Source organism: Burkholderia contaminans, assembly GCF_029633825.1.
GTDB lineage: Bacteria > Pseudomonadota > Gammaproteobacteria > Burkholderiales > Burkholderiaceae > Burkholderia > Burkholderia contaminans.
Genome location: NZ_CP090642.1, coordinates 1223806 through 1249903, shown reverse-complemented (window position 1 = coordinate 1249903; position 26098 = coordinate 1223806). Strand labels below are relative to the sequence as shown.

22 protein-coding genes are annotated in these 26098 nt (G+C 67.7%); 14 read left to right on the top strand and 8 right to left on the bottom strand.

The window, feature by feature from the left end:
- Nucleotides 1-97 precede the first annotated feature (97 nt).
- The 3 genes from LXE91_RS37715 to LXE91_RS37705 all read left to right on the top strand — a co-directional run bounded on the left by LXE91_RS37715 (nucleotide 98) and on the right by LXE91_RS37705 (nucleotide 2070).
- Nucleotides 98-901: a hypothetical protein gene (locus LXE91_RS37715; protein WP_039356129.1), complete on the top strand. Its 804-nt coding sequence runs from the start codon at nucleotides 98-100 to the stop codon at nucleotides 899-901.
- 226 nt (nucleotides 902-1127) lie between these two features.
- On the top strand, nucleotides 1128-1502 hold the full coding sequence (locus LXE91_RS37710) for an immunity 22 family protein (protein ID WP_076841495.1): 375 nt from the start codon (nucleotides 1128-1130) through the stop codon (nucleotides 1500-1502).
- 241 nt (nucleotides 1503-1743) lie between these two features.
- Nucleotides 1744-2070, top strand: a complete 327-nt coding sequence (locus tag LXE91_RS37705) for a hypothetical protein (protein ID WP_135370826.1) — start codon at nucleotides 1744-1746, stop codon at nucleotides 2068-2070.
- Nucleotides 2071-2654: 584 nt separating this feature from the next.
- Here LXE91_RS37705 and LXE91_RS37700 read toward each other — a convergent pair.
- Nucleotides 2655-3230: a DUF308 domain-containing protein gene (locus LXE91_RS37700; protein ID WP_039356132.1), complete on the bottom strand. Its 576-nt coding sequence runs from the start codon at nucleotides 3228-3230 to the stop codon at nucleotides 2655-2657.
- Between the two features lie 294 nt (nucleotides 3231-3524).
- Here LXE91_RS37700 and LXE91_RS37695 point away from each other — a divergent pair, with 294 nt between their 5' ends.
- Nucleotides 3525-5000 carry an HD domain-containing phosphohydrolase gene (locus LXE91_RS37695; protein WP_039356234.1) on the top strand — a complete coding sequence of 492 codons (1476 nt, stop codon included), beginning with the start codon at nucleotides 3525-3527 and terminating at the stop codon, nucleotides 4998-5000.
- A 90-nt stretch (nucleotides 5001-5090) separates the two neighbouring features.
- Here the strand turns inward: LXE91_RS37695 and LXE91_RS37690 are convergent, their stop codons facing one another.
- From LXE91_RS37690 to LXE91_RS37660, 7 genes are all read right to left on the bottom strand, one after another.
- Entirely contained in the window at nucleotides 5091-6572 is a 1482-nt protein-coding gene (locus tag LXE91_RS37690) for an MFS transporter (protein ID WP_039356138.1), read from the bottom strand.
- A gap of 50 nt (nucleotides 6573-6622) precedes the next feature.
- Nucleotides 6623-7219, bottom strand: coding sequence for a TetR/AcrR family transcriptional regulator (locus LXE91_RS37685; protein ID WP_039356141.1), 597 nt, complete (start codon nucleotides 7217-7219; stop codon nucleotides 6623-6625).
- A 132-nt stretch (nucleotides 7220-7351) separates the two neighbouring features.
- Entirely contained in the window at nucleotides 7352-8824 is a 1473-nt protein-coding gene (locus tag LXE91_RS37680; RefSeq protein ID WP_039356144.1) for an NAD-dependent succinate-semialdehyde dehydrogenase, read from the bottom strand.
- Nucleotides 8825-8933: 109 nt separating this feature from the next.
- Nucleotides 8934-9425 (bottom strand): Lrp/AsnC family transcriptional regulator, encoded by a 492-nt coding sequence (locus tag LXE91_RS37675; protein ID WP_006749694.1) that lies wholly within the window; start codon nucleotides 9423-9425, stop codon nucleotides 8934-8936.
- 91 nt (nucleotides 9426-9516) lie between these two features.
- A complete protein-coding gene (locus LXE91_RS37670) occupies nucleotides 9517-10917 on the bottom strand; it encodes an aspartate aminotransferase family protein (protein ID WP_046196873.1) in 1401 nt (466 codons plus the stop codon).
- Nucleotides 10918-11077: 160 nt separating this feature from the next.
- The gene (locus LXE91_RS37665; protein WP_039356159.1) at nucleotides 11078-12004 is read right to left on the bottom strand and encodes a 2-hydroxyacid dehydrogenase; all 927 of its coding nucleotides are present in this window, start codon (nucleotides 12002-12004) and stop codon (nucleotides 11078-11080) included.
- 11 nt (nucleotides 12005-12015) lie between these two features.
- The gene (locus LXE91_RS37660; RefSeq protein WP_039356161.1) at nucleotides 12016-12876 is read right to left on the bottom strand and encodes a GNAT family N-acetyltransferase; all 861 of its coding nucleotides are present in this window, start codon (nucleotides 12874-12876) and stop codon (nucleotides 12016-12018) included.
- 479 nt (nucleotides 12877-13355) lie between these two features.
- Between LXE91_RS37660 and LXE91_RS37655 the strand changes: the two genes are divergently transcribed.
- The 10 genes from LXE91_RS37655 to LXE91_RS37610 all read left to right on the top strand — a co-directional run bounded on the left by LXE91_RS37655 (nucleotide 13356) and on the right by LXE91_RS37610 (nucleotide 26079).
- Nucleotides 13356-14024, top strand: a complete 669-nt coding sequence (locus tag LXE91_RS37655; protein ID WP_039356165.1) for a haloacid dehalogenase type II — start codon at nucleotides 13356-13358, stop codon at nucleotides 14022-14024.
- Between the two features lie 197 nt (nucleotides 14025-14221).
- On the top strand, nucleotides 14222-15760 hold the full coding sequence (locus LXE91_RS37650) for a methyl-accepting chemotaxis protein (protein WP_039356168.1): 1539 nt from the start codon (nucleotides 14222-14224) through the stop codon (nucleotides 15758-15760).
- Nucleotides 15761-16456: 696 nt separating this feature from the next.
- The gene (locus tag LXE91_RS37645) at nucleotides 16457-18040 is read left to right on the top strand and encodes an ABC transporter substrate-binding protein (RefSeq protein ID WP_039356171.1); all 1584 of its coding nucleotides are present in this window, start codon (nucleotides 16457-16459) and stop codon (nucleotides 18038-18040) included.
- Between the two features lie 79 nt (nucleotides 18041-18119).
- Nucleotides 18120-19073, top strand: a complete 954-nt coding sequence (locus LXE91_RS37640; protein WP_039356237.1) for an ABC transporter permease — start codon at nucleotides 18120-18122, stop codon at nucleotides 19071-19073.
- A 30-nt stretch (nucleotides 19074-19103) separates the two neighbouring features.
- Nucleotides 19104-20060, top strand: a complete 957-nt coding sequence (locus LXE91_RS37635) for an ABC transporter permease (protein ID WP_039356174.1) — start codon at nucleotides 19104-19106, stop codon at nucleotides 20058-20060.
- The gene (locus LXE91_RS37630; RefSeq protein WP_039356177.1) at nucleotides 20060-21946 is read left to right on the top strand and encodes an ABC transporter ATP-binding protein; all 1887 of its coding nucleotides are present in this window, start codon (nucleotides 20060-20062) and stop codon (nucleotides 21944-21946) included. The genes LXE91_RS37635 and LXE91_RS37630 overlap by 1 nt, the downstream gene beginning before the upstream one ends.
- Nucleotides 21947-22145: 199 nt before the next feature.
- Complete coding sequence (locus tag LXE91_RS37625; protein ID WP_039356180.1) at nucleotides 22146-23423, top strand: NAD(P)/FAD-dependent oxidoreductase; 1278 nt, start codon at nucleotides 22146-22148, stop codon at nucleotides 23421-23423.
- 23 nt (nucleotides 23424-23446) lie between these two features.
- Complete coding sequence (locus LXE91_RS37620) at nucleotides 23447-23896, top strand: helix-turn-helix domain-containing protein (protein WP_039356183.1); 450 nt, start codon at nucleotides 23447-23449, stop codon at nucleotides 23894-23896.
- Nucleotides 23897-24016: 120 nt separating this feature from the next.
- The gene (locus tag LXE91_RS37615; protein ID WP_039356186.1) at nucleotides 24017-24751 is read left to right on the top strand and encodes a cupin domain-containing protein; all 735 of its coding nucleotides are present in this window, start codon (nucleotides 24017-24019) and stop codon (nucleotides 24749-24751) included.
- Nucleotides 24752-24753: 2 nt separating this feature from the next.
- The gene (locus LXE91_RS37610; RefSeq protein ID WP_039356189.1) at nucleotides 24754-26079 is read left to right on the top strand and encodes an NAD(P)/FAD-dependent oxidoreductase; all 1326 of its coding nucleotides are present in this window, start codon (nucleotides 24754-24756) and stop codon (nucleotides 26077-26079) included.
- Nucleotides 26080-26098: the final 19 nt, after the last annotated feature.

Below are 26098 nucleotides of genomic sequence, written 5' to 3'. Positions count from 1 at the left end.
GAACCTTGCTCCAACGGCGGTAGTGGATCGATTGATCGCCATGTCTTCCACGAACAATCGACAACCTGGAACTATACTGGGCAACCTGGAGGCTTCCATGACCGATCACGACAGACTGCATCCACTACGTCCGCTCCTGAAAAACTGGGTTTGGGAGCATGGTCGAATCGGGACTCGCTATCTCGACTGCGTAGATGGCGAAATCAGGTTTGACGAGGGCAAGAAGTCGCATTTTGCGGCCGAGAAATATATCTATGTGCCCCTTGGCAAGGGCGCTGAAGACGATGCATCGGCGGAGGGGCCTGCGATCCATGAGGCTGGACTTGCCCGTTTTTTGCGGGCCGCGCAGTTGGGTACGCCGGAGGAAGCCGGTTCCGTAGCGGATGTCCAGCGCGCGGTGCAGGACTGCGTGGAGATTGGCCTGTTCAGCGCATATCAATGGGAGGCTCGCAAGGCGTTTGCCCGATACGCGCAGGAACCCATGTTCGATGACGAGATACGCGCGGCGGTTGTCGACGACATCCGGCGTATTTACGCCGGCATGCGGGAGCAACTGGCGCTGTACGATTTCAGTGTGCTTTACGGCTTGCCCATGCCGCTGCTTATCGGCGACACGCCCTTCATCGACTGGCGCGTGCGTGCCAGTCCGGCACTTCCGTTCGTATCGCTCCCGCTGGGACCTTACTGCCTGCTGGTGGGCGCGCCGTCAGGCAGGAAAAGCCGAATCGCCCCGGTCGTCTGGAAGGCCGCTGCCGCGATGGGCCCGTTGAAGGACCACAACCGCCAAATCGAGGAGCAGGCACGTCTGTGGCTGGTAGCGACCACGGATGACCAACTCGTCGCCGCGCAAAGCCGCATTGCTGCGGCCATCGGCTCCAGGCAAGGGAATGAGAAACCCTGACCGAAGTTGACCTTGAGCAGATCGTCGGCGGTGGCTGAGTGATGAGCGGCAATCCGTTGCGTCGTCGGGCGGTTATTGCTTGCAAATATCGTCGGATCAACGGGTTTTCCTGTTTTTCCGTACGTTGTAATGCGGTAATGTCGCCATGCGGCCAGGGGCAGCCGCTTAGTAGGTGAAGGAATACAATTTTCTTTGCGCTCAAGGGAGCCAACCAACGATGCATAAAATGGAAGCTTCTCATTTCTATCTTGGCCGGATAACTGACACCTCCCGATTTTCAAGCTTTCTCGCAGAACACTACGGCCAGGATGAAGGCCGACCAGTTTCCGAGTTCTACGGCTCCCAAGGTGAGTTCTTCTGTGACCATGATTTCATGGAAACAGGGCTGCGAGAGTCGGATACTTCACTGGAAGAGTTCTTTGCACCTCACTCGTACTCGGACAAATGGTCGGAAGCGCTATGTGAAGCGGCGCGCGCCGCAAATTTGGGAGATGCGAACGCGCTGATTTTCATAAATTGCGAACAGATAAAATCGCCAAGGTCAGTGCAAGGCGAAGGGTTCGAACTGGTCTATATCGGAATGTTTGAGTATTCAATCTGAGCTTCTCGAACTTGGTTTCGCCAAATGCGATGCCTATTGCTGGGCGACCGCTTTCTGCCAGAAGCAGACGGTCGACACCTCAGTGCGGATCGCTGACAATCGAACACTGGCGTGTTTGCATTCTTGGCCGGATTCAGACCGAACGGAGACAGTTCGATATCCAGCAAGTCAAGAGACAAATAGCCTCATCGAAGCTGATTCAGACTGTCCGCGAACAACGAACCCATGAGAGGTGGCCGCCTTGACAACGCAGTTCAATCGGTTGCTCGAGCAAATTGCTTCACTGCAACGCCAGTTGAATGACAAGCGCTTTCTCGAACTTCGTCTGTATCGGCGCGACGCGACGATCTATCAGTTGTCCAGTGCGGTCAATCACACGATTGCTTGCTGGTTTAGCGAGAATTATCGACCGATCAGCTTCTTTATCGACCGCGGCAGAAGCTTCATGCACGAGTTCCCGGCCGGGAGACCCGAAGCTGCGGAGTATTACGCGCTTGCGGAAGAGTTCTTCAAGGTCGTGCTATCCGCACTTGAGGTTATCCCGGACGCGGAAGCTTGCGATGACTGAAAAATATCGACTCAGACTCATGTTCGAATGGGGCAGCGGTTGTATTGGGCGGGAGACGACACTACCCGCAGCGCATACGGGGTTGGTCCGATTGAGGACTCGATGCCGCTAGCTGATGAAACGCGCAGAAAGCTTGCGGAAATGACGGCGTGGCATGACCTATCGCTCAACTGGGAATACCCTCCAGACCCGGGACCATGAGACGCGCCTGAGTACGAGCGCTTTGAAGCGAGCGCGGTCACGATGCGTGACCGTCTTCAACAGGAACTGGGAGACTGCTTCGCTATCGTCTACGAGAGATTGGGGGATTGTGAGGGACGGGCCGAGAATCAATAGCTCGGAACACCCGGTCACCGGAAGGCTCGCCTCTCAGTGAATAGCCGCTTAAGAGAAGGACCACTGTCCCTTGTGGGCCGTTCATACCCGTTCGCGTCGCCCAACACCTGCCATTCGCGCCCGCGAAATCCCCCGGTTTTCACCGCTGCGATCATCTGCATGAGCGCATGCGTTGCACGACGAGTGCCCTTGACCGCAACCACGGCGACGGCGCCCCGTGGCGTGACATCTTCATCTCGATCGACGGCTCACGACGCGCTACGTCGCGCCCGCCGCAGTTGCAGCCACAGTGCCGATATCAGGAAATAGGCGGCGCCTACCGCCGCGTAGCCCGCGATCTTCACGATGGCGGGCGGCATGGACGCGTGACTTTGCGCGATGAACAGCACGCCCGCGAGCGCGGATTGCGCGCCGCTCAGAACCATCGCCCACTGCGCGCCGACCTGCTTCCAGCGACGCAGCGCCGTGCCGAGCTGCAGCAAGCCGGAAAGAATTGCCCAGATGCCGAACACCGTGAGCACCGCGTGCATGCCGGCATTCAAAGCCGCAAAAACCGCCAGCGTCGTGGCGGCGCTGATCGCGACGTTGACCGCCTGGGTGCGGTTCGTCGCCGCTCCGCCGCTGCGGGCGAGGTCGACGAAATTGGCGAGCGCATCCCAGGCCGGATAAACGATCAGCAGGATCGCCGCGCCGGCCGCGCTCTGCCGGCCGACGGAGAATGCCAGCGCGACCCAGAGCAGCGAGAATATCGCCCGGGAAAAGTAATACCGTTTCAGCCATTGTGCGTCGGCAGGGGCACGGAATTCGGGGGAGTGGTCAGTCATTTGCATTCCTTCGTATATCGGATCGTCGTTCCGGCCGGCGTGCAGCGTGTCCGCCGCGCGGAGGCCGTGCCGACCGGATCTCCGGTGCACCGAGTATCGCGATCGTCGCGGTCGCCCGCCATCGGTCAGATATCCGATGGCGAAGGTGCGCCCGCGCGCGCCCCGGGCAGCGGCCGACATCGCTTCGGGCCGGGGTGCGGCACGCGACCGATCCGCACGCGCACGCGCATGCAGGGCGCGACGTCGTCGCGTATGATCGTTTTCCCGTTCCCGTGAATGCCCGCACCCCATCCGATGCCCGACGCCGAAGCCCGTCACGCCCCGCTGCGCATATTCGACGCCGTACGCGCGCTGGCCTTCATCGGCGATCTCAGCATGGGGCAGCCGACCGATCATTCGCTGCGCACCGGCTGGCTGGCGGCACAGCTCGCGCACGCGGCGGGATTCGACGCAGCGGTGTGCGACACGGCTCGCGAAGTGGCGCTGTTGCGCTGGTCGGGCTGTACCGCGAACGCCGCGGGTTTCGCTCAAGCATTCGGCGACGATGTCGCGATTCGCGCCGCCATGCTCGAGAACCGGCCCGGCCTCGCCGAAGCGGTCGGCCGCGTCGGCGCCGCGATGATCCCGCTCGCGCAAATCCATTGCGAAGTGTCGGGCGAAGTCGCGCGAATACTGGGCCTCTCCAGCGCCACGGAAACCGCGCTGCGGCACATTTTCGAAAGCTGGGACGGCAACGGGCTGCCCGCACGGCTCGCTCGGGAACAGGTGCCGGCCGCCGTGTCGATCGTCACGCTCGCGGGCGATCTCGACGTATTCAGCCGCACGTACGGCATCGAGCAGGCCATCGAATGGATCGGGCAACGCGCGGGCGCACGCTATCCGAGCGCGCTCGTCGAGGCGGCCGCGCACGCCGCCGCGCGCTGGCTCGCGGCGCTCGATCACCTGTCGCCCGACGGTCTCGATGCCGCATTGGCCACGCCCGGCATGCAAGGCGCGACCTCCGCCGAATTGATCGCGGACGTCATCGATCTGAAGCTGCCGTGGATGACGGGGTTCTCGCGTTCGGTCGCCGTGACGGCGGCCGCGTGTTACGAGCGCCTGTCGCCGGATGCGGCCGCGCGCGAACGCGTGTACCGCGCCGGGCTGATTCATGGCATCGGCAGGGCCGCGGTGCCGAACGACGTGTGGAACCTGCCGACGCGGCTGCCTGCAAGCGCATGGGAAAAGGTGCGGCTCGTGCCGTACTGGACGGAGCGCGCCGGCAGGCAGACCGGCGCGCTCGGCGAAGCCGCGGTGCTTGCGTCGTATGCGTACGAGCGGCAGGACGGTTCCGGTTATTTCCGCGGCGCTCGCGATGCGGCGCTGACGCTGGAAGCGCGCGTACTCGCGGCATCGCTGGCGTGGGTCGCGTTGCGCTCGGCGCGCCCGTGGCGGGCGGCGCTCAGCGATGCGGCCGCCGCCGGCCAATTGCAGGAAGAGGCGGCGCGCGGCCGGCTATGCGGCGACGTGGTCGCGGCGCTCGTCACGGGTGGCGCGCCTGCGGCCCGGCGCATGTCCGCTCGCGCGTCGCACGACGGCCCGCGCCTGTCGCCACGGGAGATCGACGTACTGCGGGCCATCTCCCGAGGGGCGAGCAACAAGCAGGTCGCGCAGGCGCTTTCGATGAGTCCGAGCACGGTGCGCACCCATGTCGAGAAGGCGTTTCGCAAGCTCGAATGCTCGACACGGGCCGCGGCGACGCTCAAGGCATCGGCAATGGGGTTGCTCTGACGATAAGCATGACGTATGACGCACGACGCGCGATGCGCGATGCGCGATGCGCATACGCTTCCGTGCAACGTCGAATGTCGATACGGGCGATCACGGTCGTTTGCGCGCGGGGCCGAATGCCGGCTGGCCGGCGGAGCGCACCGACGACGGCGCGGCCGGTGCACGCGCGAGCGAGATGCCCAGCGCGGCGCCGACGGCGAGGAACGCCGAGATAGACAGGAGTGCGACGATAAACGCGTGCGCAATGGTCGCCGGATCCTGGCGCGCGCCCAGAACCGTATAGAAAATCCCGCCGATGATCGCGACGCTGAGCGACGTGCTGACCTGCAGCGTCGAGCTGGCGATACCGGCGATCATCCCCGACACCGCGGGTGCGACGCGCCCCGTCACCATGCGCATCAGCGTCGGCAGCGCGAGACCTTGTCCGAACCCGATCACGAAGAGCGCGGCGGCGAGCGGCACGGACGCGAGCGGCATCCCGGTCGGCGTCGTGTCGATCAGGCAGGCGAGTCCGACGAGCCCGACGATCTCGAGGCCCATGCCGAGCGGATTCACATAAGCGCCGATCGCACGCGTGCACAACGGCGTCGACAGCGGGCCGAGCAGAAACCCCACGCCGAACGGCAAGAACACGAGGCCCGCGCTCAACGCGTCGACGTGCAACGCATTCTGCAGATACACCGAGAACAGCAGGAAGAACGCGCCGATCGAGTACAGCAACAGCGCGATCAGCAACGCGCGGCCGAGCCCCGGTGCGCGCAGCGCGGTCGGATCGAGCAGCGGTGCGCCGCCGCGGCGGCCGAGCTGGCTCTCGTAACGCCAGAAGCCCCACGCGAGTGCGGGCGCGGCGATCAGCGAGGCCCGGGCCCACACGGGCCAGCCCGCCTCGCGCCCTTCGATCAGCGGCACGATCAACGCGCCGAGCGTCAGCATCGACAGCGCGGTGCCGCCGAGGTCGAGCTTGCGCGCATGCTGCGCACGCGTTTCCTTCAACAGCGGAATGCCGAACACGACGACCAGCATCGCCAGCGGCAGGTTGACGAGGAAGATCGTCCGCCAGCCGAGGTTCAACAGGTTCAGCGAGATCAGGATCCCGCCCAGCGCCTGCCCGATCACGGCCGCCAAGCCGAAGACCGCGCCATACAGGCTGAGCGCGAGCGGCTTTTCCGCTTCCGGGAAGATCGCCTGGATCGACGCGAGCGCCTGCGGCGCCATGATCGCGGCCGTCACACCCTGCAACGCTCGCCCGGCGATGAGCATCCCAGGCGAACCTGCGAGGCCGCACAGCGTCGAGGCGATCGCAAAGCCGATCAACCCGAGGAAAAACACGCGGCCGCGACCGTACAGGTCGCCCAGCCGCCCGCCGGTGATCAGCGTGACCGCGTACAGGCCGGCATACGACGAAATCACCAGTTGCTCGGCGGACGACGACGCACCCAGCTCCGCGCGAATCGACGGCAGCGCGACATTGACGATGAAGAAATCCAGCGGCGGCAGGAACGCGCCGACGAGCAGCACCGCAAACATGGCCCACCGACGCGGGTCGGGCGATACAGGATCATTCCGTGACATGAACGGCTCTCCATACGGAACCAATTGGTTCCAAATTGGGTAAAAAAATTTCAATCGAGAAAACGCATCGTGCGGTCGACCAGCGCGAGCATGTCGGCCTCGGACACGCCGGTCTTGCCCAGCACGCGCATGCCCTCGACCTGGCAGACGAGCAAGCGCGCCAGCACCTGCTCGTCCTGCTCGGCGATCTCGCCGCTTGCCTGGCCGCGCACGATCGCGCCGGCATAGAGTTGCTGCAGGCGGCGGAACATGCGCCCGGTACGCTCCGCGACATCGGGGTCGCGGGCGGCCAGTTCCGTGGTCATTGCGACCGCGAGACAGCCGCGCCGGCCCGCCTCGCCGACGGACAGGCGGGCATAGCGCAGCAGCGAGTCGCGAATGGCCGCTTTCACGGTGCCGGGTTGCGACAGGATGTCGGCGGTTGCCTTGAGCCCGTCGGCCATGTACAGGTCGAGCGCCGCCAGCAGCAGCGCCTTCTTGTCGCCGAAGGCCTTGTACAGGCTGCCGCGTGACAAGCCCGTGCCGGCCATCAGGTCGGGCAGGGACGCGCCTTCGTACCCGTGGTCCCAGAAGACGGCCATCGCGTCGCGCGCGGCATCTTCGAGTTCGAATTCGCGCGGGCGGCCCACGCCGGCGGGATTTGCCATTGATCGGTTTCGCAAACGATGCGGTGTCCAGGAATGGATCGCATTATATGGACCGATCGGTTCCTATGTCAATGCGCGTTTTCGGGCCGGGCGGCGCGATGCCGCCCTCGCGGACGGCTTGCGCCCGCCCGGTCAGTCCAGCCCGCCCTGGCACAGATACTTGATCGACAGGTAATCGTCGAGCCCGTAGCGCGAGCCTTCGCGGCCGTAGCCGGACTCCTTCACGCCGCCGAACGGCGCGGCCTCGCTCGCGAGCGCGCCTTCGTTGATCCCGACGATGCCGGTTTCGAGCCGCGCCGACACGCGCGCGATGCGCCGCACGTCCTGCGTGTAGAAATACGCGGCGAGGCCGAACGGCGTGTCGTTCGCGGCGTCGACGGCGTCGTCCTCGGTGTCGAACCGGAACAGCGGCGCCACCGGGCCGAACGTTTCCTCGCACGTGAGCTGCATGTCGGCGCTCGCGTCGGCGAGCACCGTCGGCGCGTAGAAGTTCGGGCCCAGCTCGGTGAGGCGCTTGCCGCCCGTCAGCACGCGCGCGCCGCGCTCGACGGCATCGCCGACGTGCCGCGCGATCTTGTCGACCGCCCGCGCGTTGATCATCGGGCCGATCTGCGCGGCCGGGTCGGTCGCCGGCGCGACCTTCAGCGCGGCGACGCGCGCCGCGAGCTTCGCGGCGAACGCGTCGTACACGCCGGCCTGCACGTAGATGCGGTTCGGCGATACGCACGTCTGCCCGCCATTGCGGAACTTCGCGGCCATCAGCCCGTCGACCGCGGCATCGAGCTCGGCATCGTCGAACACGATGAACGGCGCATTGCCGCCCAACTCGAGCGAAAGCTTCTTCAGCGTCGCGGCCGAATCGCGCGCGAGCAGCTTGCCGACGGCCGTCGAGCCGGTGAAGGTGATCTTGCGCACGCGGCTGTCGGCAAGCCAGTCGGCGGCCGCGTCGATGCCGCGCTCGCGCGACGCCGTGATCAGGTTCAGCACGCCCGCCGGCACGCCGGCTTCCTGCGCGAGGAACGCGAGCGCGAGCGCGGTGAGCGGCGTATCCTCCGCGGGCTTCGCGACGACCGTGCAGCCGGCCGCGAGCGCCGGCGCGATCTTGCGCGCGATCATCGCGAGCGGGAAGTTCCACGGCGTGATCGCCGCGACGACGCCGATCGGCTCCTTCACCGCACTCAGCCGCTTGCCGCGCTGCTGCTGCGGAATGATGTCGCCGTACGTGCGCGTCGCTTCCTCGGCGAACCACAGTACGTACGACGCGCCGTACGCGACTTCACCGCGCGCTTCCGCGAGCGGCTTGCCCTGTTCTCGCGACATCAGCTTCGCGAGATCGTCGGTATTCGCGACGATCGCCGCGTGCCATGCTCGCAGGATCGCCGCGCGGTCGCGAGCGGGCGTCGCGCGCCACGCGGGCAGTGCGCGTACCGCCGCATCGGTTGCCGCGCGCGCGTCGGCGGCGCCGCTGTCGGGTGCATGGGCAACGGTGTCGAGCCGTGCCGGATCGGTCACGGCGAAACGGCTGCCGTCGTGCGCGTCGCGCCACGTGCCGTCGATCAGGTTGGCGGAGCGCAGGAGTTCGGTGCGGGTCAGCGAAAGCGGCATGGCAAGTCCTTGGATGAAGCGGTTCGGCGACGACGGCGGCGCGGCAGGCGCGCGACTCCCCCATACGGACAGCGAAGCTGCCGTATTCGCGGGTGCCGCGCGCGGTGCGTCAGTGACGTTCGCCGAACAGCGATTCGAGCGGGTAGTGCCGTTTGACGAACGGCGACTTGATGATCACGTAACTGAAATACTTCTCGATGCCGATGTTCTGCTCGAGCAGCCCTTCGACGATCGTCTGGTAATGGCTCACGCTGCGCGTGATGAACTTCAGCAGATAGTCGTAGCCGCCGCTCGCGAGGTGGCATTCGACGATCTCGTCGACGTTGCGGATCGCCGCGACGAAGCGGTCGAAATCCTCGCGTCGATGGTCGGCCAGCGTGACTTCGGTGAACACGACCTGCACGTCGCCGAGTTTCTCGAGCTGAATGTGCGCGCCGTAGCCGCCGATGTAGCCGGCCTTCTCGAGCCGCTTCACGCGGATCAGGCATGGACTTGGCGACAGCCCGACCGCGTCGGCCAGTTCGACGTTGGTCATGCGGCCGCGCTTCTGCAACTGGGAGAGGATGCGCAGGTCGATGCGATCCAGCTTGCTGTCCGTCATGTTCACGTGAGTCGGGAGTCGGAAAAATGGAATGTCCGGTTACTTTAGAGTCGAAAGATATCCGCCACAAGCCCGGCTTTCCCTCGGCCCGTCAGGCCGGCTGCGCGTGCGCGGCATCGAGCGCGCGCTGCACGCCCGCATCGGCCAGCACGTCGTCGAGCGTCTTGCGCACGCGTTCGAACAGCAGGTCGAACTCGCCCGCGGTGAAGCTCAGCGCCGGCGCGAAGCCGAGCACGCCGTCGCCGAACGCGCGGAAGATGATGCCGTTCGCATAGGCGGCCGCCGCGATCTTGTCGGGCACGTTCAGTGCCGGATCGAAGCGCGTCTTGTGCGCCTTGTCGGTGACCAGTTCGAGCGCGCCGAGCAGGCCGACCGAGCGTGCGTCGCCGACGAGCGGATGCGCGCGCAGCGCGTCGAGGCCCGCGGCAAAGCGGGGCGCCATCGCCTGGCCGTTCGCGAGCAGCCCGCCTTCGTGATAGAGCTTCAGCACCTCGAGGCCGATCGCCGCGCTCACCGGATGCGCGGAATACGTATGCCCGTGGCCGACCGCGGCCGACTCGGTGCGGCTGCCCGCGATCCCTTCGTAGATCTCGTCGGACATCAGCACCGCGCCCATCGGCGCATAGCCGGCGGTCAGCCCCTTCGCGACGGTCATCAGGTCCGGATCGACCTGTTCGGCTTCGCAGGCGAACAGCGGGCCCGTGCGGCCGAAGCCGGTGATCACCTCGTCGGCGACGAACAGGATGCCGAGGCGCCGGCACGCGTCGCGCATCGCCTTCAGCCAGCCGGCCGGCGGCACGATCACGCCGCCGGAGCCCTGCACGGGCTCGCAGAAAAACGCGGCGACGTTGTCCGCGCCGAGTTCAGCGACCTTCGCTTCGAGCGCGGCGACCGACGCGGCGATCAGCGCCTGCGGATCGTTGCCGAGCGGGTTGCGGTACGGGTACGGCGACGGAATATGGTGCTGGTCCGCACGCGGCAGGTCGAAATGGCGATGGAACGCCGGCAGCGCGGTGAGGCCGGCGCCGATCGACGACGAGCCGTGATAGCCGCGTTCCAGCGCGATCATGTGCTTTTTCGACGGGCGGCCGGTTGCGTTGAAATAGTGCGTGATGAAACGGATCGCGGAGTCGACCGCGTCCGAGCCGCCAAGCGTGAAGTACACGCGGTTCAGCGACGGCGGCGCGAGCGCGGCGAGCCGCTCGGCAAGCTCGATCGCCGGCTGCGAGCCGAAATGGAAATAGCCGGTTGCGTACGGCAGCCTGGCCATCTGGTCGGCGGCGGCTTTCACGATGCTGTCGCGGCCGTAGCCGACGTTCACGCACCACAGGCCCGAGAACGCGTCGAGCAGCGTATGGCCGGCGGCATCGCGCAGGAATACGCCTTGAGCGGATTCGAGCACGGTGACGCCGCGCGCCTCGTGCGTACGGTAATTGACGACGGGGTGGATCAGGTGTTGACGATCAGCTTCGATCAGCGCGGCTTGGTTCATGGCAGGCGGGACTCTCGTCAGGTGTCAGCGGTGAGGTCATGCTACCGGGCGACCCGTGCGCATGCGTTTTCAATTTGCGGCCCGAAACGTACGCACGCGGCGTTTGCACGGGGCGCTTCGGCATTTTCTGCTGCGCGCCCCGTGCGGCCGGACATAGGCGTCAGTAGCCGCGCGCGCGATCGACGACGCCGATCATCGGCTGTCCCGCGCGATGGCGGGCGAGGTTCGCGAGCACCGCATCGACCGCGGTGTCGGGGCGCGTCGCGCTCGCGATGTGCGGCGTGATGCGGATGCGCGGATGGGCCCAGAACGGATGGCCGGCCGGCAACGGTTCGGGGTCCGTCACGTCGAGGATCGCGTTGTCGACGCGGCCGCTCGCGAGCGCCGCGAGCAGCGCGGCTGCATCCAGTTGCGGCCCGCGCCCCACTTGCACGAGCGACGCGCCGGCCGGCAACGCGTCGAACACGCGCGCGCCGAGCAGGCCGCGTGTGTCGTCGGTGAGCGGCAGCAGGCAGATCAGGATGTCGGTGCGCGCCAGGAATGTGTCGAGTGCCGCATCGCCCGCGTAGCAGTCGATGCCGTCGAGCGTGCGCGGCGTGCGGCTCCAGCCGGCGCACGGGAAACCGAAGCGCCGCAGCGTGTCGAGCACGGCCTGGCCGAGCGTGCCGAGGCCGAGCACGCCGATACGCCGCGACGCGGCCGCGCGCACCGGCTTCTCGTGCCACACCTGCTCGCGCTGCTGCGCGGCATAGTCGAACAGGTCGCGATGGATCGTCAGCACGGCCTGCGTCACGTATTCGACCATCCCTTCGACGATGCCCGGCTCGATCATCCGCACGACCGGGATGTGCGCGGGCACGCGCGACAGGTCGAACTGGTCGATGCCGGCGCCGACGGAGAACACGACTTCGAGATTCGGCAGCAGCGCGGCCGGGTCGTCCGGCGGCTGCCAGGCGGCGAGGTAGCGAACGGCCGCGGCATCGCCGATGTCCGGCCAGATCCGGAACGGCAGATCGGGCGCGCGTTGCGCGAAGCGCGCAGCCCACTGCGCGCCGCGCACGGGGTCGGCCTTGTACAGGAAGCTCATCGTCGTGCCCCTCAGCCGAGCGCCTGGCTCACGATCGCGAACGCGCGCAGCGCCGGGTCGCCCACCGGCACGTCGCCGCGCGCCATCGCGACGACGGTATCGACGCGCGGCAGCCCGAGGCCCTCCAGCCAGTCGGACAGCCCGCTGTCGCTGGGCAAGTCGAGCCGCACGAACATCCCTTCGTTCAGCGCGAGCCAGTGGCTGATCAGCGCCTGCGCGCGCCGCGCATCCGGCGCGATCACCGGGCCGATCACATGGCCGCGGCCGAAGCGGCGGAACAGCGCGAAGCCGAGCAGCTCGCCGTCGCGATCGAGCGCGATGCCGTTCGCGACGTCGAGCAGCGCGTCGGTCACCGCGCCGCGTTCGTAGCCGGCCGCACGCGTGGCGAGCGCGGCGAGGCGCGGCCCGTCGTTGGTGCCGAGCGGGCGCAGGCGCTCGCCGGGCGGCAGCGAGATCAGCGGCGGCCGGAACGCCGCGCCCTGGTGCTGGTCGATCGTATCGATCGGCTCGAATCCGAACGCCGCGTACAGCGGCTCGCGTTCCGGCATCGCATGCAGAAAGACGGTGCGCGTGCCGAAGCTGTCGAGCGCACGGGCGAGCAGCTCGCGGTCGATCCCGCCGCCCGCGCGCTCGGGCGACACGATCAGCATGCCGAGCGCCGCGTGCGCTTCGCCGAGACGCCAGCCGAGCGCGGTACCCACGACGCCGGTCTCGTCTTCGGCCACGAAGCCGCCGCCGAGCTGGAGCACGAAGCGCCAGTCCTCGAGCCGGTGCGGCCACTTGACCGCCTCCGACAGCCGATGGGCGGCGGGCAGGTCGCTTTCGGCGAACGGGCGGTAGGTGAGCGTGCGGGAAGGGTTGAGGTCGGACACGCCGGACTCCGGATGGGTGGAAATGACGCATTCACTCTGCCAGCGCGGTTGCGGCGCGGATAGGACGATTCGCCTGTTTTCGGGCGCTGACGGGCGCGCCCGCGAGATCGACGCAAACCCGTTCGTTCGACGCGGACGAACGCGGCGATCGTGCCGGCGCGGCCGATCAATTCCACCACGCCTGCTGTGGGAACACCACTACGATCAATACACGGCGGCGCTGCCGCCTGCCGGAGGGCCGCACCGGCAGGCGAGCCCGCTGCGGCAGCGCGGCGGCCACCGGCCGGCCCCGCCGCGCCGCGCCCGATCGCACTGCGGATCGCACCGCAGATCGTGCTGCATGCGCCGGGCAACTTGCGGCGATTGTGCGTTTTGAGCGGCGCCGAACGATGCGCGAACGGTATTTTGCCCTGATTCAATTTCGTTGAACCCAGCCCATCCCCGGCCCTGCCGGGGCTTCACACCGACAGGACGTCACCATGATCCAGTTTGAACCGAAGTACATCACCTTCGACTGCTACGGCACGCTGACCCATTTCCGGATGGCCGAGACGGCGCGCGAAATCTATGCGGACCGGCTGTCGCCGGCGACGATGGAGGCCTTCGTGCGCGCGTTCGCCGCCTACCGGCTCGACGAGGTGCTGGGCGCATGGAAGCCGTATCGCGACGTGGTCGTCAACGCGGTTCGCCGCACCTGCGCACGGGTCGGTGTGCCGTTCGACGAAGCCGAGGCCGAGCTTTTCTATCATGCGGTGCCGACGTGGGGCCCGCATCCGGACGTGCCGGCCGGGCTGTCGCGGCTGGCGTCGAAGTACAAGCTGGTGATCCTGTCGAACGCGATGGACGAGCAGATCATGAGCAACGTCGACAAGCTCGGCGCGCCGTTCCATGCGGTGTTCACCGCGCAGCAGGCGCAATCGTACAAGCCGCGGATGCAGGGCTTCGAATACATGTTCGACAAGCTCGGCTGCAAGCCCGAGGACGTGCTGCACGTGTCGTCGAGCCTGCGCTACGACCTGATGACGGCCGAGGATCTCGGGATCAGGCACAAGGCCTTCGTGAACCGCGGCCACGAGCCGGGCACGCCGTTCTACAACTATTACGAAGTGTCGGACATCGGCCAGCTCGCGACGCAACTCGGGCTGTAAGCCGCCTGCGCCGGCGGATTGCCGATCGCCGCGACGGGACGGGACGGGACGCGGCCGCGATGCCGCCAGCGGGCATCGCGACCCGTCGCGCGTTCGATCAGCGCACGAAACAAGGGTAATTACCGATATTGAGCGGTTCAAGGGGCGGCGTTGCGGGCCGATATATGTACCGAACGGTTAATCTTTCGAGGCCCCGCATGAAGTTGTCCACCAAACTGCTGATGCTCGTCGCCGCGGCGCTGCTCGGCGTCGTCCTGCTCGCCGCGTTGTCGCTGCATACGCTGCGCGACGCGCTGATCGACAGCCGGCGCGACGAGATCGTCATTCTGCTGACCAAGGCCGAGCATCTGGTCGATTCGTATCGCGCGATGCAGACCAGCGGCACGCTCACGCAGGAGCAGGCGCAGCAGCAGGCCAAGGCCGCGCTGGCGGCGCTCAACGCGAATTCGAAGAGCTACTTCTGGGTCACGACGTCCGACGGCGTCAACCTGGTCCACCCGAACGCGAAATTCATCGGCACGCGCGCGAAAGGCAACCGCACGACCAGCGGCCTGACCGACAGCGAGGCGTACCGCGCGGGCATGGCGCAGTCGCATTTCGCGCTCGTCGACGTGCTGATCAAGCGCAGCCCCGACGCGGACCTGGAGCCGAAGCTGCAGGGCGTGGTCGCGATTCCGGACTGGGACTGGTGGATCGGCACGGGATTTTTCTACGACGACATCAACGCGGCGTTTGCGCGGCTCGCGATGGTGCTCGGGGCCGTCGCGCTCGTCATCGCCGCGGCGCTCGCGGCCATCGCATGGGGCGTGCTGCGCAGCGTCAGGCGCACGCTCGGCGGCGAGCCCGCGCATGCGACGCAGATCGCCGCCCGCATCGCCGCCGGCGAACTGGACGTGCAGTTCGACACGGCGCATGCCGCGCCCGGCAGCCTGCTCGTCGCGCTCGGCGACATGAAGGCGCGGCTGACCGACACCATCGCCGAAATCCAGACCACGACCCATTCGATCGCCACCGGCACCGGCGAGATCGCCCAAGGCAACCTGGATCTGTCGCAGCGCACGGAGCAGCAGGCCGCGTCGCTGCAGGAAACGGCCGCGAGCATGGAGCAGATGACGTCCACGGTCAAACAGAATGCGGACAACGCGCGCCAGGCGAATGCGCTCGTGGCCCAGGCGAAGGATGCGACCGAGCTCGGCGGCGCCGCCGTGCAGGCGGTCGTCGAAACGATGCGGCAGATTTCGGACGGGTCGGTGCGGATCGCCGACATTACCGTCGTCATCGAAAGCATCGCGTTCCAGACCAACATTCTCGCGCTCAATGCCGCGGTGGAAGCCGCGCGGGCGGGTGAGGAGGGGCGCGGGTTCGCCGTCGTCGCATCGGAAGTCCGCTCGCTCGCGCAACGCAGCGCCGCAGCCGCGAAGGACATCAAGGGATTGATCGACGCGTCGGTCGAGCGGGCCGGCAGCGGCAGCCGGCTCGTCGAGACGGCCGGCGAGCGCATGACGGAGATCGTCCGGTCGATCGACCGGGTGGCCGGCATCATGGGCGAGATTTCGGCGGCATCGGCCGAGCAGAGCACCGGCATCGAACAGATCGGGCTGGCGGTCGCGCAAATGGACGAAGTCACCCAGCAGAACGCCGCGCTCGTCGAGCAGGCGGCTGCGGCCGCGTCGTCGCTGGACGAGCAGGCGGCGCGCCTGCGGGCCGCCGTATCGGTCTTCCGGCTCGCTGCGTGACGGCTTCGCGCCGCTCGCCCGCGGCCGGCGCATCGTCCTGCCTTCCTCCGTGCGCCGCGCCGGCATGCGACCGGCGTGCGCGCCGACATGCCGGTGACGGACGCGTCGCCGCCTGGCGGCGCGGTGCCTGACGGCTGCACGGGCCCGGTTTCCGGGCAGTCCCGTCATCCTCCCGCCTTCCCCCAAAGCCGTTCCGATCGAGCGGCATTCTTCTGACCTTTCCCGCGCGGCGTACCGTCGCGATCCCCATCGCCGACGCCCGTGCGGGCGGCGATCTGCCGCGATGCGCCGCTCGTTTCGGCCGTCGTCGGCAGGCGCGCACGCATTCGACACAAACGTGTGGTTTGCGCGAGCCAAACGCGCGCCGGATGCCGAACGGGCAATTTTGTCGGCGCAATCTGCGGCGGCTGCGGCCTTACGATTTCCTGCATCGACACGGGTTCGGCAGCCGCCGCGACGCGCTGCCGGGCACACGGCGACACGTGCGCGCACGCAGCTAATCATGCTGCGCAGGCCACCCAAAACGGTCGATTCGTATCGTGCGGGGCGCCCGAATCGCGACAAACCGCATTTTGGCGATGCTTAAATGAATTGCATGTGTACGACGTCGCGCCCGCCACCAGCAAGCGGGCGCGGCGGGACTGAACAACCACGCTGGACCCTTGGACCTACTTCCCACAGTCAGGAGCAGTTCGGATGAGCGACGATATCGACAATGGCGGCAAGGGCGGCATCACGCGCCGCGACATGATGAAGGTCATGGCGGCGGGCGGCATGATGGCCGCCGGCGCCGGCGGACTGCTGATGACCCCCGGCGCTGCATTCGCCGCGCCCGCGCCGAAGCGCGGCGGCAAGATCCGGGTCGCGAACGAAGCCGGCTCGACGGCCGATACGCTCGACCCGGCCAAGGGCTCGACGGGCGCGGACTACACGCGTTTCTTCATGTTCTACAGCGGCCTCACGCAGCTCGATGCGAGCCTGACGCCGCAGATGAACCTCGCCGAATCGCTGCAGACGACCGATGCGAAGACGTGGATCATCAAGCTGCGCAAGGGCGTCACGTTCCACGACGGCAAGCCGGTCGGCCCGGCCGACGTGGTGTTCTCGCTGATGCGCCACAAGAACGCGGCCACCGCGTCGAAGGTCAAGACGCTTGCCGAACAGTTCGCGGACGCGAAGGCGAGCGGCCCGGACGAAGTCACGCTCACGCTCACCAGCGCGAACGCGGACCTGCCGGTGATCCTCGCGACGCCGCAGCTCGTGATCGTCAAGGACGGCACGACCGACTTCTCGACCGGCATCGGCTGCGGCCCGTACAAGCTGAAGACGTTCAAGCCGGGCGTGTCGACCGTCGGCGTGCGCAACGAGAGCTACTTCAAGCCGGGCAAGCCGTATCTCGACGAGATCGAGCTGATCGGCATCAGCGACAGCGCCGCGCGCCTGAACGCGCTGCTGTCGGGCGACGTGCACCTGATCAACGCGATCGACCCGCGCTCGACGCAGCGGGTCTCGTCGACGCCGGGCTACGCGCTGAAGGAGACCAAGTCGGGCCTCTATACCGACCTGATCATGCGCAGCGACAACCCGATCGTCTCGAGTCCCGATTTCGTCGAAGGGATGAAGTACCTGTTCGATCGCGAGCAACTGCGCACGTCGGTGTTCCGCGGCTACTCGGTGATCGGCAACGACCAGCCGATTCCGCCGGGGCACCGCTACTTCAACGCGTCGCTGCCGCAGCGGGCGCACGATCCGGACAAGGCGAAGTTCCTGCTCCAGAAGGCGGGCGCGCTTGGCGCCACGTTGCCGCCGATCTATGCGACGTCCGACGCGAACGGGTCGATCGAGATGGCCGTGCTGCTGCAGCAAGCCGGCCAGAAGATCGGGCTGAACCTGCAAGTCAACCGCGCGTCGCCCGACGGCTACTGGTCGAACCACTGGATGAAGCACCCGCTCACCTTCGGCAACATCAACCCGCGCTCGAGCGCCGACGTGCTGTTCACGCAGTTCTTCAAGTCGGATGCGCCGTGGAACGAGTCGGGCTGGAAGAACGCGAAGTTTGACCAGTTGCTGCTCGCCGCGCGTTCGGAAACCGACGACGCGAAGCGCAAGCAGATGTACGGCGACATGCAGGTGATCGTGGCGCAGCAGGGCCGGGTCGGCATTCCGGCGTTCATCAGCTTCCTCGACGGCTACGACAAGCGGCTCGCGGGCCTCGGCTCGATCCCCACCGGGCCGATGATGGGCTTCACGTTCGCCGAGAACGTGTGGTGGAACGCATGACGTTGTGGCTGGCCGCCGTCGCGCGGCCGGTGCGGACCACCGCGCCGGCCACGCGCGGTTTTTTCGGGAGTGCCGCTCGATGAACCGAATTCTCATCGGCCTGATCGGCCGGCGCATCGCGGTCACCGCGCTGACGCTGCTGATCGTGTCCGCGATCATCTTCACGATCACGAACCTGCTGCCGGGCGACGCCGCGCAGGCCGCGCTCGGCCAGTCGGCGACGCCGGAGACGGTCGCCGCGCTGCGCCAGCAGTTCGGCCTCGACATGCCGGCGCACGTGCGTTACCTGCACTGGCTCACCGGGCTGCTGCACGGCGATTTCGGCCGCTCGTTTTCCGGCGACATGCCGGTGTCGGAGCTGATCGGCACACGCCTGCCGAAGTCGCTCGCGCTCGCGGCGATCACGACCGCCGTGTCGGTGCCGATCGCGCTGCTGCTCGGCATCCTCGCGGCCGTCAAGCGCGAGTCGGCGGTCGATCGCGTGATCAGCCTCGGCACGCTGTCGCTCGTCGCGACGCCGGAGTTCCTGATCGCGACGGTCGCCGTGCTCGTGTTCGCGGTGAAGCTGCGCTGGCTGTCCGCACTGTCGTACGGCGGCCCGATCGAAAGCCTGCACGACTTCCTGCGTGCGTACGCGATGCCGGTGCTGACGCTGTGCGCGGTCGTGATCGCGCAGATGGCACGCATGACGCGCGCCGCGGTGATCGAGCAGTTGAGCGCGTCGTATGTCGAGATGGCTGTGCTCAAGGGCGCGAGCCCCGCACGCGTCGTACTGCGCCATGCGTTGCCGAACGCGATCGGCCCGATCGCCAATGCGATCGCGCTGAGCCTGTCGTATCTGCTCGGCGGCGTGATCGTCGTCGAGACGATCTTCAACTATCCGGGCCTGGCGAGCCTGATGGTCGACGCCGTCAGCAACCGCGATTTCCCGCTGGTCCAGGCGTGCACGCTGATCTTCTGCGTCGCGTACCTGACGCTCGTGCTGTTCGCCGACCTGTGCTCGATCGTGTCGAACCCGCGACTGCGAACCTGAGTGTTTCGTCTTCCTTCCGAGATGCCGCCCATGCAACCGATCGAACCCGTACAACGCAGCAGCGCGCTGCCGCCATCCGGCGACCCGCCCCTGGGGCGGGGCAGCGTGCCGCCTGCCGCGCCTGCCCCCGACCAGCCGCGCAAGCGCCGCGCCGTGCGCATCGCCTTGACGACCGGCGGCCGCGTCGGCCTGTCGATGGTCGGCCTGATGCTGTTCGTCGCGGTGTTCGCACCGCTGCTCGCGCCGCACGAAGTCGGCACGATCGTCACGCCGGACGTGTTCGCGCCGTTCAGCGCGAAGCTGCCGTTCGGTTCGGACTTCCTCGGCCGCGACATGTTGAGCCGGATCCTGTACGGCACGCGCCTCACCGTGCTGCTCGCGCTCGCCGCGGTGCTGCTCGCCGCGGCGACCGGCACGACGCTCGGGCTGCTCGCGACGGTCTCCGGCCGCGCGGTGGACGAGACGATGAGCCGGCTGCTCGACGCGCTCACGTCGATTCCGTCGAAGATGTTCGCGCTGATGTTCGTCGCCGCGTTCGGCTCGTCGCTGCCGCTGCTGGTGCTCACCGCGGCGGTCAGCTACATGCCGGGCTCGTACCGGATCGCGCGTGCGCTGGCCATCAACATCAGCACGCTCGAATTCGTGCAGGTGGCGAAGGCGCGCGGTGAAAGCGCGCTGTACATCGCGTGCGTCGAGATGCTGCCGAACATGATCCATCCGATGCTGGCGGACACCGGGCTGCGCTTCACGTTCGTCGTGCTGCTGCTGAGCGGCCTGAGCTTTCTCGGGCTCGGCGTGCAGCCGCCGTATGCGGATCTCGGTTCGCTCGTGCGCGAGAACATCGCGAGCCTCGGCGACGGTTCGGCCGTCGCGATCATGCCCGCGGTCGCGATCGCGATCCTGACGGTGGGCGTCAACCTGTTGATCGACGGCCTGCCGCATCGCGGCCGCCGCAAGGGCGCGGCTGCCGCCGCGGGAGAACACTGATGCGAGATGAATCGACTCCGGAATCGACTCCGCTCGTCGAGGTGCGCGGGCTGCGCGTGGTCGGCGGCCGCCCGGGCGGCGCGGAAACGACGATCGTCCACGACGTCGACTTCGACATCGGGCGCGGCGAGGTGCTCGCGCTGATCGGCGAATCGGGCTCCGGCAAGACGACGATCGCGCTGTCGCTGATGGGCCACGCACGCACCGGCTGCCGGATCGCCGGCGGCTCGGTGAAGCTCGGCGGCACGGACGTGTGCACGCTGTCCGCGCAGGCACTGACCGCGCTGCGCGGCCGCAAGGTCGCGTATATCGCGCAGAGCGCGGCCGCCGCGTTCAATCCGTCGCGCACGATTCTCGACCAGGTGATCGAGAGCGCGCTGATCCACAAGACGATGACGAAGCGCGATGCGCAGGCGAAGGCGGTCGAGCTGTTCCGCGCACTCGCGCTGCCGGAGCCGGAGACGATCGGCAAGCGCTATCCGCACCAGGTGTCGGGCGGGCAGTTGCAGCGGCTGATGGCCGCGATGGCGCTGATCACCGATCCGGAGCTCGTGATCCTCGACGAGCCGACCACCGCGCTCGACGTGACCACGCAGATCGACGTGCTGCAGGCGTTCAAGAGCGTGATCCGGCGCTGCGGGATGAGTGCGGTGTACGTGTCGCACGACCTGGCCGTGGTCGCGCAGATGGCCGACCGCATCGTCGTGCTGAGCGACGGCGTGATCCGCGAGACGGGCGGCACCGAGCAGATCCTGCATGCGCCCGCGCATCCGTACACGCAGAGCCTGATCGCGGCGGTGACGCCGACCGACGCCGAACGCGCTGCGAAAGCGGCGCCCGCCGCGCCGGCCCCGCTGCTCGACGTGCGCGGCGCGGTCGCCGGCTACGGCGGCCGGACCGCGAAGGGCTGGCCCGCGAAGCTGATCCTTCATGAAGTCGACCTGCGCATCGGGCGCGGGCAGACGGTCGGTGTGATCGGCGAGTCGGGCTCCGGCAAGACGACGCTCGCGAAGGTGATCGCGGGCCTCGTGCCGGCGACGGCCGGGCAGATCCTGCTCGACGGCGAGCCGCTCGCGCTCGATATCGGCAAACGCTCGAAGGAGCAGCACCGCCGCGTGCAGATCGTGTTCCAGAACGCCGATACCGCGCTCAACCCCGTGCATACCGTCGAGCGCACGCTGGCGCGGCCGCTCGCGTTCTATCACGGGATTCGCGGTGCGCGGGCGCGGCAGCGCGTCGCGGAACTGCTCGAACTCGTGCGGCTGCCGCAGGCGGTGGCCGGGCGGCGCACCGGAGAATTGTCCGGCGGGCAGAAGCAGCGCGTGAACCTCGCGCGTGCACTCGCGGCCGAGCCCGACCTGATCCTGTGCGACGAAGTCACGTCGGCACTCGATACCGTGGTGGGCGCCGCGATCATGGACCTGCTGCGCGACCTGCAGGCGAAGCTCGGCGTGTCGTACGTGTTCATCACGCACGACATCGCGAAGGTGCGCGCGATCAGCGACGACATCGTCGTGCTGTACGCGGGCCGTCGCGTCGAAACCGGCAGCCGCGACGCGCTGTGCGCGCCGCCTTACCACCCGTATTCGCATTTGCTCGTGTCGTCCGCGCCTGAGTTGCGCGCGGGCTGGCTCGACGATGCGGCCGAGCGTTGCCACCGGCCGTTGGTGCCGATCGGCGAGCGCGAGCACGAGGCCGAGCTGTGTCCGTTCCTGTCGCGCTGTGCGATGCGCGTGGACGGCGTGTGCAACCGCACGGCCCCGTCGCTGCGCACGCTCGGCAACGGCGCGCAGGTGCTGTGCCATCGCAGCGAGGACGATCTCGCGCGGTTCCAGGCGGAGCCGGTGCCGGCAGGCGGCGCGACGATGCAGCCGGTCCGGCTGTAATGCGCGCCGCCGTTCGTCCATCGCGCCTGCCCGCGCCGACGATCGACGTTGCGCATAGTGTGCTGCGGCAGGCGCGCAAAACGGCAAATTGCGCGTGTGGCGTGCGCGAATACGCGGCAACTGCGCTTTTTGATGGTGATTAAATGATTCTCATTGGACGGTCGCCGATCGTCGTCGCCGGAATGCTCGAGAAGAATCGATGAAACTGGAATCGTACTGGCTGGATACCCGTCCCGCGTTTCGCGCCGGCAGCGAAGGGCCGGTCGAAGGGCGCGCGGACGTGGCCGTGATCGGCGGCGGCTTCACCGGTTTGTCGGCGGCGCTCGCGCTCGCGCAGCGCGGCGTGTCGGTGGTCGTGCTCGAAGCCGCGCAGATCGCCGGCGAAGCATCGGGCCGCAACGGCGGCCAGTGCAATACCGGCGTCGCGCAGGACTACGCGTCGCTGGCCGCGCGCATCGGCGCAGCGCAAGCGAAGCACTTCTATCGTGCGTACGAAAGCGCGGTGAAGAGCGTCGAGACGATCGTGACCGAACAGGCGATCGACTGCGATTTCCGGCGCGCGGGCAAGCTGAAGCTCGCCGCGAAGCCGCAGCATTTCGCCGGGCTCGAAAAGACCTTCAACGCATTGCGGCGCGACGTCGATCCGGACATCGAACTGATCGAGCCGTCGCGCATCCGCGATGAAATCGCGTCCGACGGCTTTTACGGTGGGCTCCTGCAGCGCAACGGCGCGCAGATGCACATGGGCAAGTTCGGCGTCGGGCTCGCGCAGGCGGCCGTGCGCGCCGGCGCCCGCATCTACGAGCACGCGGCCGTCACGCAGCTCGACCGGCTCGACGGCGAGCGCCACCGGATCACCTGCGCCCGCGGCACGATCGTCGCCGATCGCGTGCTGGTCGCGACGGGCGCATCGCAGCACGGGCCGTTCGCGTGGTTCCGGCGGCGCATCGCGCCGGTCGGCAGCTTCATCGTCGTGACCGAGCCGCTGCCCGATGCGCAGTTGAACCGGCTGTTTCCGCATCGCCGTGCATACGTGACGTCGCGCCAGATCGGCAACTACTTCCGCGTGACGCCCGACAACCGGCTGCTGTTCGGCGGCCGCGCGCGCTTCGCGATGTCGAGCCCGCGCTCCGATGCAAAAAGCGGCGACATCCTGCGTGCGGGCATGGCCGGCTATTTCCCGGAACTGGCGAACGTGCGGCTCGACTACTGCTGGGGCGGGCTCGTCGACATCACCGCCGATCGCCTGCCGCGCGCGGGCCAGCATGACGGGCTCTATTACTCGATGGGCTACAGCGGCCACGGTGTGCAGATGTCGGTGCACATGGGCCGCGTGATGGCCGACGTGCTGTATGGCGCGGCCGCGTCGAACCCGTGGCGCGAGCTGGAATGGCCGGCGATACCGGGCCATTTCGGGCACGCGTGGTTCCTGCCGGTCGTCGGCGCGTATTACCGGATGCAGGATTTCCTGCATTGAAGCGAGCGCCGGGAGAATTCGATATGACAGTGCAATTCATTGGCTCGGTTGGCTCCGCCGGCTCGCTGCGTGTCGCGCAACCCGTGTCGCCGGCGATCGGCGACGTGCTGCGCACGATCGACGCGTCGTTCGCGCAGCCGCTGAACCTGGACACGCTCGCGGCGGTGGCCGGGTTGAGCGTGTCGCGTTTCACCGCGCGCTTTCGCAGCGAAACCGGGCTGTCGCCGCACCGCTATCTGTGTCTCGTGCGCGTGCGACGGGCGCAGGACCTGTTGCGCGCCGGTCTCGCGCCGTCGGTCGTCGCGACCGACGTCGGCTTCTTCGACCAGAGCCATCTGTGCCGGCATTTCCGGCGTGCGCTAGGAATCACGCCGCGCGATTACGTGGTCGCCCGCACGGGCGGCGCGCCGATGCGAGTGCCATCGGCGCGCCTGCACAGCGAACGCCGCGATGCATCGTGTCACGCGGCATGAGCATGGGCAGGGACGACGTGCCCCGCTGAGGACGTCCGGCAGAAGCGCCGGCGAACGACGATTTCCGATATCGCGTGACCGCTTTCGAACGAATCCGTCACGCACTGCACAGGAGCAGAAATGACCGCAGTTTTCGTGTTGCACCGGGCCGACGGCGCACCGTATTCCAGCGCGTTCCGCAAAGCGGCGTTCGGCGCGAGCGATCCGTTCGCGTCGCATCGCGAGATCGCGTGGGAAGGCCCCGACGCGATGGCCGCGGGGCGCATCGGCTTCGTCGGCGAACTGGACGTGGCGAGCTTTCCACACATCGAAACCCTCGTCGTCGTCCAGGGCGAGCTGACGCTCGACGCGGCCGGGGCCGCACCGCTGGTGGTCGGCCCGGGAGAGGGCGCCGTCATCGGCGGCGGCACGGCGCTGCGCATCGCCGCGCAATCGCCGGTGCTGCTGACGTTCTGCGCGGCCGCGTGCGCGCAACCGACGAAACGCGGCGTCTTCGCGCTGCACGCGGACGCCGACTTCAAGCCGTCCGCCACACTGCCGGCCGAGGTGTTGCTCGGCCCCGCGCCGCAATGCCGCAGCGACAACGTGTTTACCGACGACGGCGCCGGGTACTGCGCGGGCACCTGGGATTCGACGCCGTATCACCGGATCGTGCGGCCGCATCGCGCGAACGAGTTCATGTTCCTGCTGGACGGCGGCGTCCGGTTCGCGGCGCCCGACGGCAGCGTGCAGTCGCTCGGCACCGGCGACGCGCTGTTCGTGCCGCGCGGCGCGTCGATCGGGTGGGAAAGCAGCGAACGCGTGGCGAAGTTCTACGTGATGCAGAACGTCAAACCCTCCACCGAACGAGAGTGAGCATGTCCCCTCCGCTGCGCCATATCGAAACCTTGTCCACGCCGCCGGCCGCGGCCGACGTCGTCGTGATCGGCGGCGGCATCATCGGCGTGTTCACCGCCTACTACCTGGCCCGCCGCGGCATATCGGTCGCGCTCGTCGAGAAGGGGCGCATAGGCGCCGAACAGTCGAGCCGAAACTGGGGCTGGTGCCGCCAGCAGAATCGCGACGAACGCGAGTTGCCGATGGCCAGCAAGAGCATCGATCTGTGGGAGCGATTCGCGGCCGAATCCGGCGAAGACACCGGCTTTCATCGCTGCGGGCTGCTGTATCTCAGCAATGACGAAGCCGAATTGTCCCGCTGGGCGAGCTGGGGCGAATTCGCGAAGACGGCAGGCGTGACCACCTACATGCTCGACAGCAAGCAGGCCGCCGAGCGCGGTCGGGCGACCGGGCGGCAGTGGAAGGGCGGCGTATTCTCGCCGACCGACGGCACGGCCGATCCGGGCAAGGCCGCGCCGGCCGTGGCCGCCGCGCTGATGAAGCTGGGCGGCAGTGTCCACCAGCACTGCGCGGCGCGCGGCATCGAACTCGAAGGCGGTCGCGTCGCGGGCGTCGTCACCGAGGCCGGCGTCATCAAGACGCGCACGGTCGTGATGGCCGGCGGCGCTTGGGCGTCGTCGTTCTGCCGCCAGCTCGGCATCCGGTTTCCGCAGGCGTCGATCCGTCAGTCGATCCTGAGCGTGTCGCCCGTCGAAACGCCGCTGCCCGATGCGATGTACACGTCCGGGGTGTCCATCACGCGCCGCAGCGATGGACGCTACGCATTGGCGATCAGCGGCCGCGCGCGCGTGGACCTGACGCCGCAGTTCCTGCGCTTCGCGCCGCAATTCGTGCCGATGTTCGCGAAACGCTGGCGCAACCTGGCGCCGGGCGGCCTCGAAGGCGTGCGCGGCGGGCATGAAACGCTGAAGCGCTGGCGCCTCGACGCGCCGACGCCGATGGAAGCCGTGCGCATTCTCGATCCGAAGCCCGACATGCCGACGGTTTCGGAAACGTACCGCCGCGCGGCCGAACTGTTGCCCGAACTGCGCGAAGCGAAGATCACGCACGCGTGGGCCGGGTTCGTCGACAGCACGCCGGACGGCGTGCCGGGCATCGGCGAAGTGCCGGGCGTGCCGGGCCTGATCCTCGCGGCGGGTTTTTCGGGTCACGGCTTCGGGATCGGCCCGGGCGCCGGGCACCTGATCGCCGATCTGGCGTCCGGTGCGCAACCGTTCGTGGACCCGACGCCGTACCGGCCCGGCCGGTTCAGCGAATCCGCGTGGGGCAAGGTCGCCGATTTCTGATGCAACGCCGTCACATGGA